The sequence below is a fragment of the Shewanella sp. POL2 genome, from assembly GCF_000282755.1.
In the GTDB taxonomy this organism is placed as follows: domain Bacteria; phylum Pseudomonadota; class Gammaproteobacteria; order Enterobacterales; family Shewanellaceae; genus Shewanella; species Shewanella xiamenensis.
Genome location: NZ_AKZL01000088.1, coordinates 1 through 17,736, shown reverse-complemented (window position 1 = coordinate 17,736; position 17,736 = coordinate 1). Strand labels below are relative to the sequence as shown.

At 46.3% G+C, this 17,736-nt stretch carries 18 protein-coding genes and 2 pseudogenes; 12 read left to right on the top strand and 8 right to left on the bottom strand.

The annotated features are described in order from the left end of the window. Window positions 1–564 (top strand): annotated as a pseudogene (locus SHEWPOL2_RS18265) (rhodanese-related sulfurtransferase); the annotation flags it as partial. Window positions 565–949: 385 nt separating this feature from the next. On the opposite strand, the gene ylqF reads toward SHEWPOL2_RS18265, so the two are convergent. Further along, the gene (gene ylqF, locus SHEWPOL2_RS18260; RefSeq protein ID WP_037419203.1) at window positions 950–1,891 is read right to left on the bottom strand and encodes a ribosome biogenesis GTPase YlqF; all 942 of its coding nucleotides are present in this window, start codon (window positions 1,889–1,891) and stop codon (window positions 950–952) included. A 123-nt stretch (window positions 1,892–2,014) separates the two neighbouring features. Continuing rightward, a complete protein-coding gene (locus SHEWPOL2_RS18255; protein ID WP_037419200.1) occupies window positions 2,015–2,854 on the bottom strand; it encodes a 2OG-Fe(II) oxygenase family protein in 840 nt (279 codons plus the stop codon). 378 nt (window positions 2,855–3,232) lie between these two features. Here SHEWPOL2_RS18255 and SHEWPOL2_RS18250 point away from each other — a divergent pair, with 378 nt between their 5' ends. Beyond that, window positions 3,233–4,138, top strand: coding sequence for a bifunctional methionine sulfoxide reductase B/A protein (locus SHEWPOL2_RS18250; RefSeq protein WP_037430452.1), 906 nt, complete (start codon window positions 3,233–3,235; stop codon window positions 4,136–4,138). A gap of 95 nt (window positions 4,139–4,233) precedes the next feature. Here SHEWPOL2_RS18250 and hemB read toward each other — a convergent pair whose 3' ends face one another. After that, window positions 4,234–5,232, bottom strand: coding sequence for a porphobilinogen synthase (gene hemB / locus SHEWPOL2_RS18245; RefSeq protein WP_037430439.1), 999 nt, complete (start codon window positions 5,230–5,232; stop codon window positions 4,234–4,236). 373 nt (window positions 5,233–5,605) lie between these two features. On the opposite strand from hemB, the gene tsaB reads away from it, so the two are divergent. From tsaB to rnd, 7 genes are all read left to right on the top strand, one after another. Continuing rightward, entirely contained in the window at window positions 5,606–6,316 is a 711-nt protein-coding gene (gene tsaB, locus SHEWPOL2_RS18240; protein WP_037430437.1) for a tRNA (adenosine(37)-N6)-threonylcarbamoyltransferase complex dimerization subunit type 1 TsaB, read from the top strand. A 143-nt stretch (window positions 6,317–6,459) separates the two neighbouring features. Further along, complete coding sequence (locus SHEWPOL2_RS18235; RefSeq protein ID WP_037430434.1) at window positions 6,460–6,768, top strand: hypothetical protein; 309 nt, start codon at window positions 6,460–6,462, stop codon at window positions 6,766–6,768. Further along, window positions 6,761–7,468, top strand: coding sequence for a M50 family metallopeptidase (locus SHEWPOL2_RS18230; protein WP_037430432.1), 708 nt, complete (start codon window positions 6,761–6,763; stop codon window positions 7,466–7,468). The genes SHEWPOL2_RS18235 and SHEWPOL2_RS18230 overlap by 8 nt, the downstream gene beginning before the upstream one ends. A 130-nt stretch (window positions 7,469–7,598) precedes the next feature. Beyond that, entirely contained in the window at window positions 7,599–8,411 is an 813-nt protein-coding gene (locus tag SHEWPOL2_RS18225; RefSeq protein ID WP_037430429.1) for a class I SAM-dependent methyltransferase, read from the top strand. 21 nt (window positions 8,412–8,432) lie between these two features. Continuing rightward, window positions 8,433–9,299 (top strand): alpha/beta hydrolase, encoded by an 867-nt coding sequence (locus SHEWPOL2_RS18220; RefSeq protein ID WP_037430426.1) that lies wholly within the window; start codon window positions 8,433–8,435, stop codon window positions 9,297–9,299. Between the two features lie 199 nt (window positions 9,300–9,498). Further along, complete coding sequence (gene fadD / locus SHEWPOL2_RS18215) at window positions 9,499–11,172, top strand: long-chain-fatty-acid--CoA ligase FadD (protein ID WP_037430423.1); 1,674 nt, start codon at window positions 9,499–9,501, stop codon at window positions 11,170–11,172. Between the two features lie 70 nt (window positions 11,173–11,242). Then, on the top strand, window positions 11,243–12,352 hold the full coding sequence (gene rnd / locus SHEWPOL2_RS18210) for a ribonuclease D (RefSeq protein ID WP_037430459.1): 1,110 nt from the start codon (window positions 11,243–11,245) through the stop codon (window positions 12,350–12,352). 179 nt (window positions 12,353–12,531) lie between these two features. Here rnd and minE read toward each other — a convergent pair whose 3' ends face one another. The 3 genes from minE to minC are packed head-to-tail and all read right to left on the bottom strand — an operon-like array spanning window position 12,532 to window position 14,294. After that, window positions 12,532–12,789, bottom strand: a complete 258-nt coding sequence (minE, locus tag SHEWPOL2_RS18205; RefSeq protein WP_007648439.1) for a cell division topological specificity factor MinE — start codon at window positions 12,787–12,789, stop codon at window positions 12,532–12,534. 2 nt (window positions 12,790–12,791) lie between these two features. Then, a complete protein-coding gene (gene minD / locus SHEWPOL2_RS18200; RefSeq protein WP_037419172.1) occupies window positions 12,792–13,601 on the bottom strand; it encodes a septum site-determining protein MinD in 810 nt (269 codons plus the stop codon). Window positions 13,602–13,628: 27 nt separating this feature from the next. Further along, window positions 13,629–14,294 carry a septum site-determining protein MinC gene (gene minC / locus SHEWPOL2_RS18195; protein WP_037419169.1) on the bottom strand — a complete coding sequence of 222 codons (666 nt, stop codon included), beginning with the start codon at window positions 14,292–14,294 and terminating at the stop codon, window positions 13,629–13,631. 122 nt (window positions 14,295–14,416) lie between these two features. On the opposite strand from minC, the gene SHEWPOL2_RS18190 reads away from it, so the two are divergent. The 3 genes from SHEWPOL2_RS18190 (at window position 14,417) to SHEWPOL2_RS18185 (ending at window position 15,846) form a co-directional block, all read left to right on the top strand. Next, window positions 14,417–14,695, top strand: a complete 279-nt coding sequence (locus SHEWPOL2_RS18190; RefSeq protein ID WP_037430455.1) for a YcgL domain-containing protein — start codon at window positions 14,417–14,419, stop codon at window positions 14,693–14,695. A gap of 249 nt (window positions 14,696–14,944) precedes the next feature. Beyond that, window positions 14,945–15,142, top strand: coding sequence for a hypothetical protein (locus tag SHEWPOL2_RS22545; protein ID WP_083848342.1), 198 nt, complete (start codon window positions 14,945–14,947; stop codon window positions 15,140–15,142). 263 nt (window positions 15,143–15,405) lie between these two features. Continuing rightward, complete coding sequence (locus tag SHEWPOL2_RS18185) at window positions 15,406–15,846, top strand: YcgN family cysteine cluster protein (RefSeq protein WP_037419163.1); 441 nt, start codon at window positions 15,406–15,408, stop codon at window positions 15,844–15,846. 189 nt (window positions 15,847–16,035) lie between these two features. Here SHEWPOL2_RS18185 and SHEWPOL2_RS18180 read toward each other — a convergent pair whose 3' ends face one another. Together SHEWPOL2_RS18180 and SHEWPOL2_RS18175 are read right to left on the bottom strand one after the other, a co-directional pair. Beyond that, on the bottom strand, window positions 16,036–16,530 hold the full coding sequence (locus SHEWPOL2_RS18180; protein WP_037419214.1) for a peptidylprolyl isomerase: 495 nt from the start codon (window positions 16,528–16,530) through the stop codon (window positions 16,036–16,038). 22 nt (window positions 16,531–16,552) lie between these two features. Then, window positions 16,553–17,736: pseudogene (locus SHEWPOL2_RS18175) on the bottom strand (DEAD/DEAH box helicase); the annotation flags it as partial.

Sequence of the window (17,736 nt, the reverse complement as noted above, 5' to 3'; positions counted from 1 at the left end):
CCATTAACCCCGTGACCGAAACCTTCAGACGAATTCCCTGAGTATGTTAAGCAGAATCTCGATCCTGCCAAGCATAAAAAAGTGGCGATGTTCTGTACTGGCGGTATTCGCTGCGAAAAATCAACCGCTTATTTAAAAGAGCAAGGCTTTGAAGAAGTGTATCACCTCGAAGGTGGCATCCTTAAATACCTTGAAGAAGTCAAACAGGAAGAAAGCCTGTGGGAAGGCGAATGTTTTGTCTTCGATAATCGTGTAGCGGTCGACCATGATTTAAAGAAAGGGCAATACGATCAATGCAATGCTTGTCGTATGCCAATCACTGAAGCGGAAAAATTATCCCCAGCTTATGTGCAAGGTGTGAGTTGCCCACATTGTATTGATAAGATTTCTGAGGAGCAGCGAAAGCGTTTTGTTGAACGTGAACGCCAAGTGAATTTAGCTAAATCCCGTAATGAGGCTCATATCGGTAGTGATGTGAATCATGTGATTGAAGCCCGTCGACAAAAGAAAGAAGCACTGCGCAAACAAGCTGCAGAGAAAAACAAAACCAAGCAAGCTAACTAACACTTAACGCATGCACAGCTAAGGTGATGCTGTTCAATTATGGACAGCCTCACTTTTTTACCGGACGATTATGCAGCAGAAATGGCAAGCTAAAGGCTGTCAAAAGGAAGGGCTGGCAAGCACTGGCCCTAACTTTCTGTCATGATAGCCGCCACCTGAGTCAAATGGCGACATGTCACTCCTCGTTTCGTAAGCACGAGCTTGCTAGAACGATCAAAATTTAATTCTGAATGTCTTAAAGAATGTCCTATATGGCAAAATCGATTGGTCGCGCTAATGATAAAAATGACCACTGGTTATCTTTAATGAACATCCGCCCCATTAACGGGGCGGTAAAGCATTTACCAATGGACTTTGCCAATATTTAAGAGTGTTCAACGTAATATTAAACGTTATGACGTTTGCCAGAGCGTTTAAGTTTTTCAGCTTCTAGCTTAGCGGCTTTCTCGGCGGCTTTTTCAGCCAGAATGCGTTCCACTTCGGCTTTTTCGATTTCAGCCATCGCAGGCGTTTCAAGGGATAACAGGCCAATTCGACCTGAGCGGTAATCGTGTAATACGACTTCCGAGGCTTTATGCAAATCGATGCGACCACCGGGACGGAGGGCGCCACGTTTACGGCCGATTTCTTCGAGTAACGCCATATCATCCTTAGGTAACTCGCTGATGTTATAACGCTCGCAAATTTCCTTCGGGTAGGCCTTTAAGAAATAACCTGCGGCAAACAGCGCCACATCTTCGTATTCCATGGCGGTATCTTTAATGGCACCCGTGACGGCAAGGCGATAGCTACTAGCTTCGTTATCAACCTTAGGCCATAAAATCCCTGGCGTGTCCGAGAGCACAATACCGTTGCGCAGGTTAATGCGCTGCTGGGTTTTGGTGACGGCGGGTTCGTTACCGGTTTTGGCGATAACGCGACCGGCTAAGGTGTTGATAATGGTGGACTTACCCACGTTTGGGATCCCCATGATCATAGTGCGAATATCTTTTTCAGTTTTATCGCGACTCGGTACTAACTTACGACAAAGATCCGGCAGCATTTTCAACATACCCGGTTGCAATGTGGTAATCGCTGTGGCTTTTACCCCTTGTTCACGCTCAAGATATTCAATCCACTGGGCGGTAATGTCGGGATCGGCTAAGTCGGATTTATTCAGTAGCTTAATACAAGGTTTGTCGCCGCGAAGCTTTGACACCATGGGGTTTTCACTACTGTAGGGAATACGGGCGTCCAGCACCTCAATTACTAGATCGACCTGAGGCATAGCCTCTTCGATCTCTTTGCGTGCCTTGTGCATGTGCCCCGGATACCATTGAATTGCCATGATAGCGCCTTGTTCTAAATGACCTAAAGACGGCTATTCTACCTTGAAGGCGACGAATGTCATAAAAAAGCGCCCGAAGGCGCTTAATTGCTTAATCTTGATGCGAATTTGGGCATATATTGCTTAAAGTACGCCTAGCTCGCGTAATCTTTCCATTAGGTAGCTGTCGGCGGTATAACGCTCAGATAGCACGACCGAAGGTTTAGGGTGTAAGAATAAGGGCAGTGAAATACGCGACTTAGTCTTATCTGTGCCTTCTGGGTTAATCACGCGGTGTGAGGTCGATGGGAAGTAACCACCCGAGGCTTCCTGCAACATATCACCAATGTTGATGATAATATTGCCAAAATCACTTGGCACATCTAACCAAGAGCCGTCTTTGGCTTTGACTTGCAACCCTGGCTCGTTGGCCGCGGGCAGCACAGTGATAAGGTTAATATCTTCGTGGGCCGCTGCGCGAATAGCGCCCATTTCTTCATCGCCTGTCATCGGTGGGTAATGCAGAATGCGCAGCAGGGTTTTGTGGCTGTCGGCAATCATTTCTGGCAGCGGAATCGAGAACTTAGCTTTAACCTCGTCTGGCGAGTAGGTTTCAATCCACTCTAACAGTTCAGCGGCCAGCGCATTGGCTTTTTCATAGTAAGCTAGAATATTGGCACGCAGTGAATCAGGAATACGACCCCAAGGGTACACGTGGTAATACTCTTTGATGTCTTTAACCGTGTGGCCTTTTGCGGTTTCTGAAATCGACGCGGGGAAAAAGCCATCGTGGGTTTCACGATTGAACATAAACTCGTTCTTAGCGTCAGAATTGAAAAAGGCTTGCCACTCAGTGTAAATGTTTTCGACCAGTTCCTTATCGATAGGGTGGTTAGAGAGTACACCAAAGCCCGTTTCACGTAGGGATTCCACAAAGTGTTTGGCGCTATCGGCTGCGCGATAATCAATGGTTTCTAATTTCATATGGTTTCTACTTGTTATATATGGTTGTTAACCAAACACTTTCTAAGGATAAAGGTAAGGAGTCATTGCCACTTATCTCATTATCGGTATGGTGCGCTCAGCCCTAGTGCAAAAGCGGCCCAAATAGAAAGGATTTGGGTAGAGAATTGACCCGCAGCAAGTGTAGCTTTGCACTGTGCGCGGTGCAAACACTCAAGACAATGGACTGAGATTACTGCTGAATTTTCCTCCAGTTATTTAAGCATTGGCTCAATCAACAGGATTTTATCGACTAAAGCGGCTACTATGCCAAAAAGCCAATTCAAGCCGAGGCGTAATAAACCTGAGGAACAAACGGTCTTATGCAGGCGAATACCTTAAGAGCTAAAGGAGACTTTTATGAACAAACTGACTGATTTTGAACGCTATGTCATAGAAGAAAAGGGCACAGAACGTCCCTTTAGCGGGGAGTATTATCAGCATGACGCTAAAGGCGTGTATTTGTGCAAAAAATGCCATGCGCCTTTGTATCGCTCAGAAGATAAGTTTAATGCCCACTGTGGGTGGCCAGCCTTCGATGATGAAATTCCAGGCGCAGTGAGTCGCCATGTCGACGCCGATGGTCGCCGTACCGAAATTGTCTGTAGTCAGTGTGGCGGTCATTTAGGCCATGTGTTTGAAGGGGAATATTTAACGCCGAAGAATATTCGTCATTGCGTTAATTCTGTCTCCATGGTGTTTCAAGCGGCCGATGAGGTGACAACATCGACTCATAAAACGGCCTTTGCCACCTTTGGTGCGGGCTGTTTTTGGTGTGTTGAAGCGATTTTTAAGAGCCTGAAGGGCGTGCTGAATGTCAGCTCTGGTTACTCAGGTGGGGATGCTAGCGATGCCGATTATAAGTCGGTGTGTTCGGGATTAACTGGGCATGCCGAAGTGGTGCACATCGAGTTTGACCCCGCGCAAATCAGCTTTACGACGCTGCTGCAGGTGTTATTTGAGAGTCACGATCCCACCACGCTTAATCGCCAAGGCAATGATAAAGGGCCGCAGTATCGCTCCGTCGTCTTTGCCCACGATGCGGCGCAGATTGAAGAGACCAATGCCATGATTGCCAAATTAACCGAGGCAAGGGTATTTGATGCGCCGATAGTGACCCAAGTGGTGGCTTTTGAGTCATTTTATCCCGCTGAGGATTACCACAATGACTATTTCGCCCTGCATGGCGAGCAGCCCTATTGCCAAATTGTGGTGCGGCCAAAGGTTGAAAAGATCAGAGCCATTTTTGCAGAGCTACAAGCATAGGCTTAATGTGCGACCAAAATGACGGATAAAAAACGCCACCGATTAGGGTGGCGTTTTCGTTAATTGCTTGCCTGATAGGCTGAAGACTCAGTGCATTAACGGGATTGCGCTAACCACTCGGCATATTGTTTTGCGTAATAACTAACAATTAAATCGGCGCCGGCACGCTTTAACCCGATAAAGGTTTCGGTGACGACGGCGCGCTCATCGAGGGCGCCCGCCAGGGCGGCAAACTTAATGCCGGCATATTCGCCGCCGACTTGATAAGCCGCTAAGGGAAGGTGGGTTTCTTGTCTTAGGCGACTTAACACATCCAAATAGGGCGTGCCGGGTTTCACCATCAATATATCCGCGCCTTCTTCTTCATCGAGCAACGCTTCGAGCAAGGCTTGGCGACCATTGGCGTAATCGAGCTGGTAGCCCTTACGGTTTCCGCTAAGTTCGCAATCCACTGCGGCCCTAAAAGGCCCATAGAAGGATGAGGCGAACTTGGCTGCATGGGCCAAAATGGCAATGTGCTCAAAGCCTACCTCATCCAGCCCTTGGCGAATGGCTTTAATCTGGCCGTCCATCATGGCCGATGGCGCCAGCATATCGGCTCCGGCTTTGGCGGCTGTAATGGATTGTTTGACTAAGTTAGCCACGGTTTGATCGTTACAGACTTCGTCATGGTGCAATACGCCGCAGTGTCCGTGGTCGGTATATTCACAAAAACAAATATCGGGGATCACCATCATCTCTGGCGCGGCGGTTTTGATGGTGCGGATCATCCGCGCGAGTAAGCCATTGTCATCCCACGTGTCGCTGCCCTGCGCATCTTTGGTGTGTGAAATGCCAAAGGGCATCACATAGCGGATCCCTAATGCGTAAAGCCTTTGAATTTCATCAGCAAGCGCACTCTCGGGCAGACGGCTGATCCCCGGCAAGGTTGAAATGGGCACGGCTTGGGTGATGTGCTCTTCAATAAAGAGTGGGTGGACTAAGTCGCTTAGGGAAATCTGGGTTTCACGCACTAGGTCACGCATCGCTTCTGTGCGGCGTAGGCGTCTTAAACGGCGAAGGGGTTTAAGGGGATTATCTCTGGTACAGCTCATTGAATTTCCTTATTAACAGTGTAAAAGCATCACGCGAAGCTTCGCGTCAAGGGGAGAGAGTTAAAACGATGCTTAGGACGTGCCTGTTGCTTTGGTGAACTTGATTAAGTGAGACAAAAGCTTCAGCACTGTTTGCTCTGACCTAAAATAGGGCAAAAGTTTCCCAATATTTGGCCAAAGGCTGAAGAGGTTGTTGAGTTAGTGATGGCGATCACAAACCCAGCGCTAAGCTAATCGAGTCATTAGCCGCTGTTTTTAAGCCTTTGCTTTCGATTATTTGATGTTATCATTTGCGCCAATTTACACTTGGTATAGTGCAGGATTTCGATAAGTCACTTTTTCAGTCCAACTATGCCCACAGCGCGGTTTTTATATGACAACACCCCAAGACTCTGTTTGTATTCTCGCCCTTGACACTTGTACCGAAGCTTGTTCGGCTGCCCTGTATTATCAAGGACAGGTTTTTGCTGAGTTAGCCGATGCGCCTCGGGAGCATAGTCAGCGTTTATTGCCTATGGTGGAAGCCGTATTAAAACAAGCCAATATCGGCTTAGATAAACTGGATGCCATTGCCTACGGCCGTGGGCCAGGCAGTTTTACGGGGATCCGTATTTGCACCAGCATGACTCAAGGTTTAGCCCTAGGGTTAGACTTACCCGTTATCGGCATTTCCACCTTAGCGGCCATGGCACAAATGGCGATTGCTGAGCACGCTGCCGAGCAAGTGCTCTGTTGTATCGATGCGCGCATGGGAGAAGTGTACTGGGGTCAATTTGTTGCCGTCGATGGCATTGCTACATTAGTCGGTAAAGAGGTGGTGAGCGCGCCTGAACAGGTTGAGCTGGCATTCGATCTTAATAAAGCCATTGTCGGCTGTGGCACTGGATTTGATGCCTATCCCGAGTTATTAACCCTAGGAAGTGGTATTCGCTCCTTAGCGGCGGTGAAGTATCCCGATGCCCGTGCCATGTTAGCGCTGGCAGAGGCGGGTATAAAAGCGGGATTAACCACCAGTGTCGATGAACTCGAGCCAGTGTACCTACGTGATACTGTGACATGGAAAAAGTTACCGGGACGTGAATAAACTGTTCATTCTTCCCTGTGATACGTTAGAATCTAGATTGTCTGCATGGGTTCTCGATGCAGACATCAATTCTTAGTTAGGCACTCGTCACAACCGCCTAGCAAGGTTAACCAGGGCAAATAGGATATAAACTGGGCATTTCGATGCAGGTAAATTCGCTTCAAACGAGTTTGACACAAGCGGTTGCGAGTAATCGCCCCGCAGTCATACAGGGAATGTCGCCCACGGAGGCGCCGCGCCCTGTGATTGAGCTCGATGCGGTTTCTGCCTTAGCCTTTGATGATACCGCTGATAGTTCGTCACAAAACCTACAATCCAGACTCGGTGCCCAGCTCGAATACGAACAAAGTACCCGAGGTCATCAAGGGGCTATCGCCCAATACCTACAAACACAACATGCCGCCAAACGTGATGAAATTCAGCAGATGGTGGGTGTGGATATTTATGCCTGATAGCGCGCCTGTGTCTTCTCAATCCCGTTTTACACCTCGTTTAACTGGCGGCCTTCCGAGCCGCGGTTTGTTTATCATCGAACTGATGCTGGCCCTCATTTTGACGCGCATTCCTTATCTGAGTGTGCCTTTTAAGTGGTTAGAGAGCTATTTCCACGAGTTGTCCCATGGGATAGCGACAGTGCTCAGTGGCGGCATAGTGAGTCATATTCAACTCTTTCCCAATGGTGCGGGGTTTTGCTTTAGCCAAGGTGGCTCGCCACTGGTGATTGGATTTGCGGGCTATTTTGGCGCAGCCTGTTGGGGATACCTTATTTATCTGCTGGCGACTTGGCCTAAGGGCATTCGCCTAAGCTTTGCGTTTTTAGGCGGTTTAGTGGTGCTAAGTGGTCTGCTGTGGGGGCGAGATTTGCTCACCTTAGCCATTTTAGCGGTACTGACGATAGTGTTGTTACTGCCGTTAAAACTCAGCAAAAATAAAATCCTCACGCAATTTTTACGCATTATTGGTTTGATGATCATGCTCAATGCGCTGGCAAGCCCAACGGTATTGCTCGGACTCGAAGGGCAGGGCGATGCGGTGCTGCTGGCTGATCGTTCATGGATACCAGCGTGGATTTGGGTCGCCATTTGGTTGTTTTGCAGTATCTGCGCCTTGTATATGGCTTGGCGGCGGGTGGATTCCGCCATCTCTCGTTAATACATCGCACATTAATGCTCCCATGACATCACAAATATTTACAGCCTAAATGGTCAACTTATGCGGCTAATTCTTGGATTTTTTTATATAGACTGCTAGCTTAAGTCTTCGGTATCCAAGGAGAATTATTATGAAAAAAGTCACACTCATCGCCAGTATGCTGATTGCTGGTCTCTGTTCAGGTATGGCCAATGCAGATGAAGCATTAGATAAAGCCATTAAAAGTGATTTTCGCCAAGCCAAAAACGCTAGCCGCGATATTTATCGTCACCCCGCAGAAACCCTTACATTTTTTGGTATAACCCCAACACAAACCGTGATTGAACTTTGGCCAGGTAATGGCTGGTACACTGAAATCCTTGCCCCTTATCTTGCGCCTAAGGGACAATATATTGCCGCCAGTTTCGAAACTACCCCCAGCACGGACACCCCTGGTAATCGCTATCGCGCCAATGCGGGCGTGAAATTCGATACTTGGATGACGGCCAATAAAGCCTTATTTGGTAATGCGAAAATGGTGGTTCTCGACCCTCCAGCCAAAATGAATTTAGGTGCCGATGGCAGTGCTGACTTGGTATTAACTTTCCGTAACTTACATAATTGGGCTTCAAGCGACCAGCTCGAAAACGTGTTTGCCGCTTCTTACAAAGTGCTTAAAGATGGCGGTGTATTTGGCGTCGTCGAACATAGAGCCAATAAAGGCATGAATATGAGCACGGGCTATATGGATCAAGACGAGATGATCGCGCTGGCCAAAAAGGTCGGTTTTACCTTAGCCGAAAGCTCCGAAATCAACGCCAATCCGAAAGACACTAAGGACTATGCCAAGGGAGTATGGACGTTGCCACCTTCCTTTGCTTTAGGTGATACAGATAAAGAAAAATACCAAGCAATTGGTGAGAGTGATCGCATGACGCTCAAATTTGTCAAAAAATCCCGCTAATCACCTGACATTAGAGGCAATATGTGGCAATCTTTCGCCCCCAAAAATCAAGTCGAGTTTGTGTTACCCCATATCAAGCTGAGTGGTCGATTATGGGGAGCGAAAGATAAGCCATTATTGCTCGCGTTGCATGGCTGGTTAGACAATGCCAACAGTTTTGAGCCTCTCGCTGAGTATTTGTCAGATTACCAAATTCTTGCCATAGATTGGCCCGGTCATGGTTTTTCGGCGCATCGGCCGGGACATTACCCATTATACTGGATTGACTATTTATACGATCTCGATGCGTTACTGGCGATTTTGCCACAAAAGCCACTGGCTATTATTGGGCATTCATTAGGGGGGATTATCGCCTCTGCGTATACGGCAGCATTTCCAGAAAAGGTTAATAAGCTGATTTTAATTGAGGCCTTAAGTCCCTTATATGAGTCAGCAACCCAAGCCAAATCGCGGCTGAGGAAAAGCTTTTACCAACATGAGAAATTTTTAGCGCAAAAACACAAACGGATGAGAGTCTACGATAGTCTGGAAACGGCAGTTAAGGCTAGAGTGCATTTAACCGGATTGGCCGAACCGTGGTGTCGACTATTACTTGACCGCAATATGCAAGCGACTTCTGATGGAGTTGTTTGGCGAAGTGATCCAAGACTAAGGCTCGACTCGCCAATGCGACTGACCTTTGAGCAAGTCGATGCTTTAATGCAAAATATTTCGGTGGTTACCTTACTCATCTGCGGCAAACAAGGTTTTAGCCAATTACATACGGCGCTACCTAAAGCAAGGAAATGGTTCAGCAATTTGTCTGAACATATGCTTGAGGGGGACCATCATGTGCATATGGATAATGCGCAAGCGGTTAGTCAGTTAATCCAACGTTTTGTCGAATAATGGCTTTTACTAACATAAAAAAGACACTAGGTTTTTTGTTTCTTTTATGTGATGATGATCAAAATTAAAACGCCCGTATGATTTATCCGGGTAAATCAATAACAATAAAATGTAAGTCGGTATTTTAACTCGGTATTTGTCGAGTATTGGCGGTAGTAAGGGTACCGTATCCGCAGTTGTGGGGATTTAGGAGAAAGTAGTGGATCAGCCTTGGATTAAACATTTACCAAAAGATGTGCCTGCTGAGATTAATGTGGATCAGTATTCATCGCTTATCGATATGTTCGAGACCGCGGTGGCTAAGTATGCGGATCAACCTGCATTTATCAACATGGGGGCCACGCTAACTTACCGTAAACTTGAAGAAAGTAGCCGTGCTTTTGCTGCTTATTTACAAAATGAATTGAAGCTACAAAAGGGCGACCGTGTCGCACTGATGATGCCCAATCTGTTGCAATATCCTATTGCGTTATTTGGGGTATTACGTGCTGGTATGGTGGTGGTTAACGTTAACCCACTTTATACCCCGCGAGAGCTCAAACATCAGTTGATTGACTCGGGCGCCAAAGCCATTGTTGTGGTGTCTAACTTCGCCCGCACCTTAGAAGAAGTGGTCGATCAAACGCCCGTGAAAAGTGTCATTATCACTAGTTTAGGCGATCAACTAAGTGCGCCAAAACGCACCTTAGTTAACTTTGTTGTTAAATATATTAAAAAACTGGTGCCTAAATACGATCTACCCCATGCCCTTTCGATGCGCGAAACCTTGTCAAGAGGTCGCAGAATGCAGTATGTCAAACCCGTAATTACTGGGGGTGACCTTGCCTTTTTGCAATATACTGGTGGTACGACTGGGGTTTCAAAGGGCGCCATGTTAACCCACAGTAATGTGGTGGCAAACGTGTTGCAGGCCAACGGTGCTTATTCTCCAGCGCTGCGAGACGGTACTGAATTTGTTGTAACTGCATTACCGCTTTACCATATTTTTGCCTTAACAGTGAATTGCTTACTGTTTTTACATAAGGGCAGTCAGAATCTGTTAATCACTAACCCTCGGGATATTCCAGGGTTTGTGGCTGAACTCAAGAAATATCCTTTTACCGCCCTGACAGGTGTTAACACCCTGTTTAATGCCTTAGTGAATAGTAGTGATTTTGCTGAGCTGGATTTTTCTCGCCTCAAATTATCCATTGGTGGCGGTATGGCCGTGCAAAAAGCCGTGGCCGATAAATGGCAGAGCATCACTAAAACCCGTTTACTTGAAGGTTATGGGTTAACTGAAGCCTCGCCCCTGTTAACGTGCTGTCCCTATAACTTAGACGGTTATAACGGTTCTATCGGTTTCCCTGCGCCATCTACACTCATTCAAGTGCGTGATGATGCGGGTAATGTGTTGCCCCAAGGCGAGACGGGTGAGCTATTTGGTAAAGGCCCACAGATCATGAAAGGCTATTGGCAGCGTCCAGAAGAGACAGCCAAAGTGATTGATAAAGACGGCTGGCTCGCCACGGGCGATATCGGTTATATGGATGAACAGGGTTTCTTCTATATTGTTGATCGTAAGAAAGACATGATTTTAGTTTCTGGCTTTAACGTCTTCCCCAATGAAGTGGAAGAGGTTGTTGCTTTACATCCTAAGGTGATAGAAGTCGCGGCAGTAGGGGTTCCTAATGATGCGAGTGGCGAGTTAGTGAAGGTGTTTGTGGTGGCGAAAGATAAATCTTTAACCGCTGAAGACATCATTAAGCATTGCCGAGTGCATTTAACGGGATATAAAGTGCCGAAGCTGGTAGAATTTAGGGACGAGTTACCTAAAACCAATGTGGGTAAGATCTTGCGACGAGAACTGAGAGACGAAGTCAAGCGCGCGTAAGATTGAAGCCGGCAATAAGCCGGCTTTTGTTTTTATGGATGTGATTATCCCACAGGAACTGGAGAAGAATTTGTCAGTGTTTCACTATGTGAGCGACGAAGCGAGCCTCAATGCCCTCGTCGCTCAATATCAACAGAGCGCAGTACTGGTATTAGATACCGAGTTTGTGCGTACACGTACGTATTACGCTAAGCTTGGCCTGATCCAAGCCTATGATGGTAACACCTTAGCTTTGATTGACCCTGTGGCTTTGCCCAATCTCGGTGCATTTTGGGCTTTGTTAGATAATCCAAACATTATCAAGCTAGTACATTCCTGCAGTGAGGATTTAGAAGTCTTCGCCCATTATGGCCAGCGCCAACCTACGCCCTTATTTGATAGCCAAATTGCGGCTTCACTATGCGGTATGGGCCATGGCTTAGGTTATGCCAAGTTAGTCGAAACCTGCTTAGGTGAAGTGATTGATAAAGGTGAGTCACGCACCGACTGGATACGTCGTCCCTTAACCGAGGCGCAACTTAGCTACGCCGCTAATGATGTGTTGTATCTTTATCAACTTTATCCGCAACTCGCCGACAAGCTAAAAGCGCAAGGCCGTTTAGATTGGCTTTATGAAGAAGGCGAGCGGATGACTGAAGGGCGTTTAGCTCCTCCCGATCTCGAGACTGCATACCTTAAAGTAAAAAACGCATTTCAATTAACAGAGCCTCAATTGGCTTACCTTAAAGTGCTGGCTAAATGGCGTTTAGAAAAAGCTTTAGCACGGGATTTAGCCTTAGGCTTTGTGATTAAAGATCATGGCTTGATTGCGCTAGCGAAAAAACAGCCTAAAAGCATAAGTGATTTGTTTAAATTGAACGATTTAACTGAGCAGGAAAAACGCATCCACGGTAAAGATATTTTACGGGTAATGCAGACTGCTGACTTAAACAATCCACCGGAGCTAGTTGATGTTTTAGCGCTTAAACCGGGTTATAAATCCGCCTTTAAGACCATTAAAACCTGTTTAACCGAACTTTGCGAACAACATGCTATTCCGATGGAAATGCTAGGCTCCAAACGTCATATTCATGAGTATTTACAATGGCGTTGGGATAAACAACAAGGGGAATTACCTACAGTATTAAGCGGTTGGCGCGGAGAGATCGCGGCCGAGTCATTGGTAAAACTTGAAGTTTAAGTTTTACTGGTTAGGCGCCAACATTTTGCTTTTAACATTTCGGTTTTGACCTAAGATTTGATGCCTAAATTTGCATTTAAGGTGTTAGGCCTTGATTTTACCCCAGCTAAAGCATGGGGGTAGGAGAAAGGCGCAGCAGAAAGCGTCATCCCCATTTGAGGATGACGCCAACGCTCGACTTATCTGTCTGGCAACGTCACGTTAAGTTCGAGTACCGACAAGTTATCGTCATTCTGATCTAATTGCACTGAAACTTGATCATCCGAAATCTGCACATACTTGCGGATCACAGCGATGATTTCTTGCTTCATCTGCGGGAAATAGTCAGGTGTGTCGCGTTGTCCACGCTGATGGGCCACAATAATTTGTAGTCGCTCTTTTGCCATTACCGCGGTGCTAGGCTTTTTCTTGCTTTTGAAATAGTCGAGTAAAGACATAATTAGCTACCAAATATCCGTTGTAAGAAACCTTTTTTCTCTTCCGTAATAAAGCGTACTGGGACATCTTCACCCAATAAACGCGCGACAGTGTCACTATAAGCGGCGCCTGCATCACTTTCTTGATCGATAATCACAGGTACTCCGGAGTTTGATGCCTTGAGTACGGATTGTGATTCAGGGATAACGCCAAGCAAATCAATGGCAAGGATTTCTTTTACATCGTCAACACTTAACATTTCGCCCGATTTTACCCGACTTGGAGAATAACGAGTCAACAGTAAGTACTCTTTTATCGGCTCTAAACTGAGTTCTGCGCGGCGTGACTTGCTTTGCAGCATTCCTAGAATACGGTCAGAGTCGCGAACCGAGCTTACTTCAGGGTTGGTCGTCACAATGGCGATATCGGCAAAATACAATGCCATCATCGCGCCTTGCTCAATACCTGCTGGGGAATCACAGATAATAAATTCAAATTCTTTGGCTAAATCGTCAAGCACTCGGCCCACGCCTTCTTTTGTTAGGGCGTCTTTATCACGAGTTTGCGAGGCTGGCAGTACAAACAGTTTTTCACAGCGTTTATCTTTGATAAGTGCCTGATTTAAATTCGCTTCACCGTTGATAACATTGACAAAGTCATAGACGACGCGGCGCTCGCAGCCCATGATTAGATCCAAGTTACGCAAGCCTATATCGAAATCGATAACAACAGTTTTATGCCCTTGTAGTGCAAGTCCAGTTGCAATCGCCGCACTGGATGTGGTTTTACCAACACCACCTTTACCTGAAGTGACAACAATAATTTGTGCCATGTTTCTCTCTATCCTTTTTTGTGCCATTTAGAGGGGCAATGATTCAACGATAAGCGACTCGCCATTTAAGCGAATGCAGCCGCCTTTATCTGAGCTATGTTGTTGTAGATTTTCAGCGAGCCAATATTGCCCTGCTATTGAAACTAATTCTGCCTCGAGGGAATGAGCAATGATTACCGCGCTGCTGTCGCCAGCTGCGCCCGCCATGGCCTTTCCTCGTAACGCACCATAAATATGAATGCTACCATCGGCGATGACTTCAGCGCCATTACCTACCGCACCAAATATGATTAAATCGCCATTTTTTGCATAGACCTGCTGACCTGAGCGGATATTTTGCTTCAAAATCTTAGTTTGACGCGGTGCTGGTGGGGGGGCGACGCTTTGTTTACCCGCTTTGACTATGGCAAGTCCGAGTGTTTTAGCTTGGTTGCTCAGGACGTTAGTTGCACCAGTAATTCCTACAATAACTAACTGGCGGGAAAGTAATAACTCTTTTAAGCCCTGTAAATTAAAATCGTTATCTTGAATGGCGCTGAGATTGACGACTAAAGGGGCACCCAGAAAAAATTGGGGAGCTTGTGCCAATTTGCTATCTAATTCAGCCATGACAGCATTTAAATCGCTGTTATTAATATGAAGCACTGAAAGAGTAAAAGAAGCGCCTTTTAACTCTAAGCTAGGTTTTGACATCCCGGCACTATTCTCCAGAAATCATCAGTCGGTTCGCTGATTTGCAATTAAATTACTAGGCGACCATGTTATAGTGTGCCCCATTGACTGGCAAGTTTGAACTATTGGATATTTATACTCTTATGCTATGTGCGGTTTATAAAAGTAGTCGAAAGGCTGACACTTACTTATTTGTAAACAAAAGGGACTGTTTCGACGACGTCCCGCAGGCGTTGTTAGATATGTTTGGTGTGCCTCAGTTAGTGATGGTATTCCCGATTGCTAAGCGTGAATCACTCGGTATCGCCGATATTCATAAGGTCAGAGCAGCACTCAAGGAAAAGGGGTTTTATTTACAAATTCCGCCACCGCAGGTTAATTTATTGGCCGAGCACAGAGAAAGCCTTGGGATTCAAGACTAGTCTGTAACTGTGCACAGGGTAACTGCCAAAGACAGTCTTTAAATCTGTTGCAGCATATACAAAGCTCCTCTTGCCCTTAATTCGTAAGGGCAAATCTCCTTCTTTAATGCTCTCCTCTTAAATTTAAGCAGCCGCAGACATTAGGGCGTGTTGACGTTTCGAGATTAGATTTTGTTCGTTCTGGCAAGCACGTGCTCGCGAAACGAGGAATGATGTGTAGTTATTCTACTCAAATGACGAGCGGCTCTTATGACAGAAAGTAAGAGCAAGGGCTTGCCAGACGAACCCTTCGGGCAGCATTTGGCTGACGTTTCTGCTGCGTTATCGTCCGTTTATGTAGAACAACTACACAGCACGGACTTTGCCTTGCATAAACGCCAGCCAAATTGCTGCAAAAACAACCCTGAAACGTCAACACGCCCTAGTAAGTGGCAACCATTGGGGTAAGGCATCTCGATAATAGTGATTTGCCCAATCATCAAAATATTCATGCCTTCGTCTCACATGTCTTATGGCGCTGAGTCATCAAGGTCTCTCGTCTATAACAATTACCGTGCCTTAATGCGCTGGCAAGCGGTGAATTATTTAGGTGAGTGCGATTATTTAGGCATCTTTGTGGTGCATGTATCGGAGAGAATTAAGCATCCCCACTAAATTGGTGTAAAATGGCCCGCATTGAGCGGATTTTTTATATGAAGATAAGCGTAAACATGGCATTTTGGCAGAATAAAGCGTTAACCGAGTTGACGTCGCAGGAGTGGGAGTCCCTCTGCGATGGTTGTGGTAAGTGTTGTTTAAACAAATTGATTGATGATGAAACTGAAGAGCTGTATTACACCAATGCGGCTTGTCTATTACTCGATCACCAAAGTGCCAGCTGCAAACATTACAGTGACCGTTTTAGCCATGTTCCCCAATGTACTGTGATTACTGCGCAAAATGTCCATGAACTCACCTGGCTACCCGATAGCTGCGCCTATCGCCGTTTGGCATCAGGCAGAGACTTACCAAGCTGGCATCCATTACTTACGGGCTCTAAAGAGGCCATGCACCTTGCGGGCATGTCGATTCAAGGCAAAGTGGTAGATGAGCGCAGGATAAAGGATATAGAAGATCATATCGTGCTGTGGCCGCTTAAAGATCTGGATTAATACCATTCAAGCAGCTTTTATCTGTAATATCAGATAGTAATGAATAAAAAGGAGCAACTAACCATTTCGGTTGATTGCTCCTTTTTTCTATCTCGAGTTTAAAACCAAAGCGTTATTTATCAAGGAATGGTGGCGTTATTGCTGGACCATTGCTCAGTCACGCAAAACAATTTTATCGATTAGATAAAGTCATTCAATAATCGTCACTTTTTCGATAATGATGGGTTCACGGGGCACGTCTTCATGGCCCGCTACTCGCGTGGTTTTTACGCCTTCAATTTGCAGCACAACCTCGAGTCCCGCTGTGACTTTACCAAATACCGCATAACCCCAGCCGTTATTGGTGGGTGCCGTATGGTCTAGAAACTCATTATTGGCAGTATTGATAAAAAACTGCGCGGTTGCCGAGTGTGGCGCATCGGTACGGGCCATGGCGATAGTACCAAATACATTCGATAGGCCTTTGTTGGCTTCGTTGACAATTGGTTCGTGGGTGGGCTTTTCTTTCATTTTGGCGGTAAAGCCACCGCCTTGGATCATAAAGCCTTTGATTACACGATGGAAAATCGTGTGATCATAAAAACCTTCTTTACAGTAACGAATAAAGTTTTTGGCGGTAACGGGGGCGCGCTCTACATCAAGTTCGAGGGTTATATCGCCAAAATTTGTTGTGAAAATAATCATATGCTGCGCTTCTGTTAGTGAGTTATTTGGTGTGAGATCCACTAAGCCAAGGATTAAATGATGGAGATGTTTCACCTTGTGTTTGTTGTTTCTCGGAGCTTTCGCTCACATCGGGTTGTGTTAACCTTGTCGCTTGCTTAGGTTGCGGCTTGGATTTAGCACTACGGTGCTTTTTCGCCTGAGTTGCTTCAAAGGTGCCGGGTTTTCCACTGAAATAGGGCAAGGCTTGAGCTTTTTTATTGGGTTTATGCGCTGATGTAGAAGCCGATTTAGGCACAAAATCGAGAATTGAAATAGGCACCGCTTTTTTAGGCTCAAACCCCTCGATGTGTTTGCGCTCGATAATATGGCCTAAACGGCGCTCTATAGCGCACAGGTTTCTAAAATCATCTTTAGAGACAAAGGATATGGCTTCACCTTGATTGCCCGCGCGGCCGGTGCGGCCAATACGATGGATATAATCATCGGCCTCATCGGGTAAATCGTAGTTAATCACCCGCTCGAGCGCATCGATATCGATACCGCGTGACGCAACACCGGTCGCGACTAAAAAGGAGACTTTACCCGCTTTAAAATCGATAAGTAGTTGCTCGCGCACCGCTTGGCTGCGACCACTGTGAAAAGCCTCCGCGGTAATGCCACGCTTTTCTAACTGGCTAACCAATTTGGCGGCGCCGTGTTTGGTTTGGATAAAAATTAATGCCTGTGCCCAGTTATTCTCTTTAATTAAATGGCTCAATAGTGCGGATTTTCGATCTTTATCAACGGTCGTTAACCACTGCTCAATTTGTGTTGAAGCGGCATTTTTACGACTGATTTCAATCTCAATGGCATCCGGAATAGCGGTTTTAGCCAGTGCTTTGACCTGTTTTGATAAGGTTGCCGAAAATAGCAGGTTTTGCCGCTGCTCAGGCAGCTTTTCAATAATGCTATTAATATCTTCGATAAAACCCATATCGAGCATGCGATCGGCTTCATCCAGCACTAATACGGAGACTTCATCAAAGCGAATGGCTCTTTGAGTATACATATCCAGCAAACGCCCAGGCGTTGCAACGAGCAGATCAACCCCTTCAATCAGACGTTTTTTTTGCGGCGCAGCATCAACGCCGCCGTACATGGCCATGGCCGTCAGCGGCAGGTACTTGGCATATTGATTGATGTTTGTTCAACTTGTAGCGCCAGTTCCCGAGTGGGGGTAAGAAT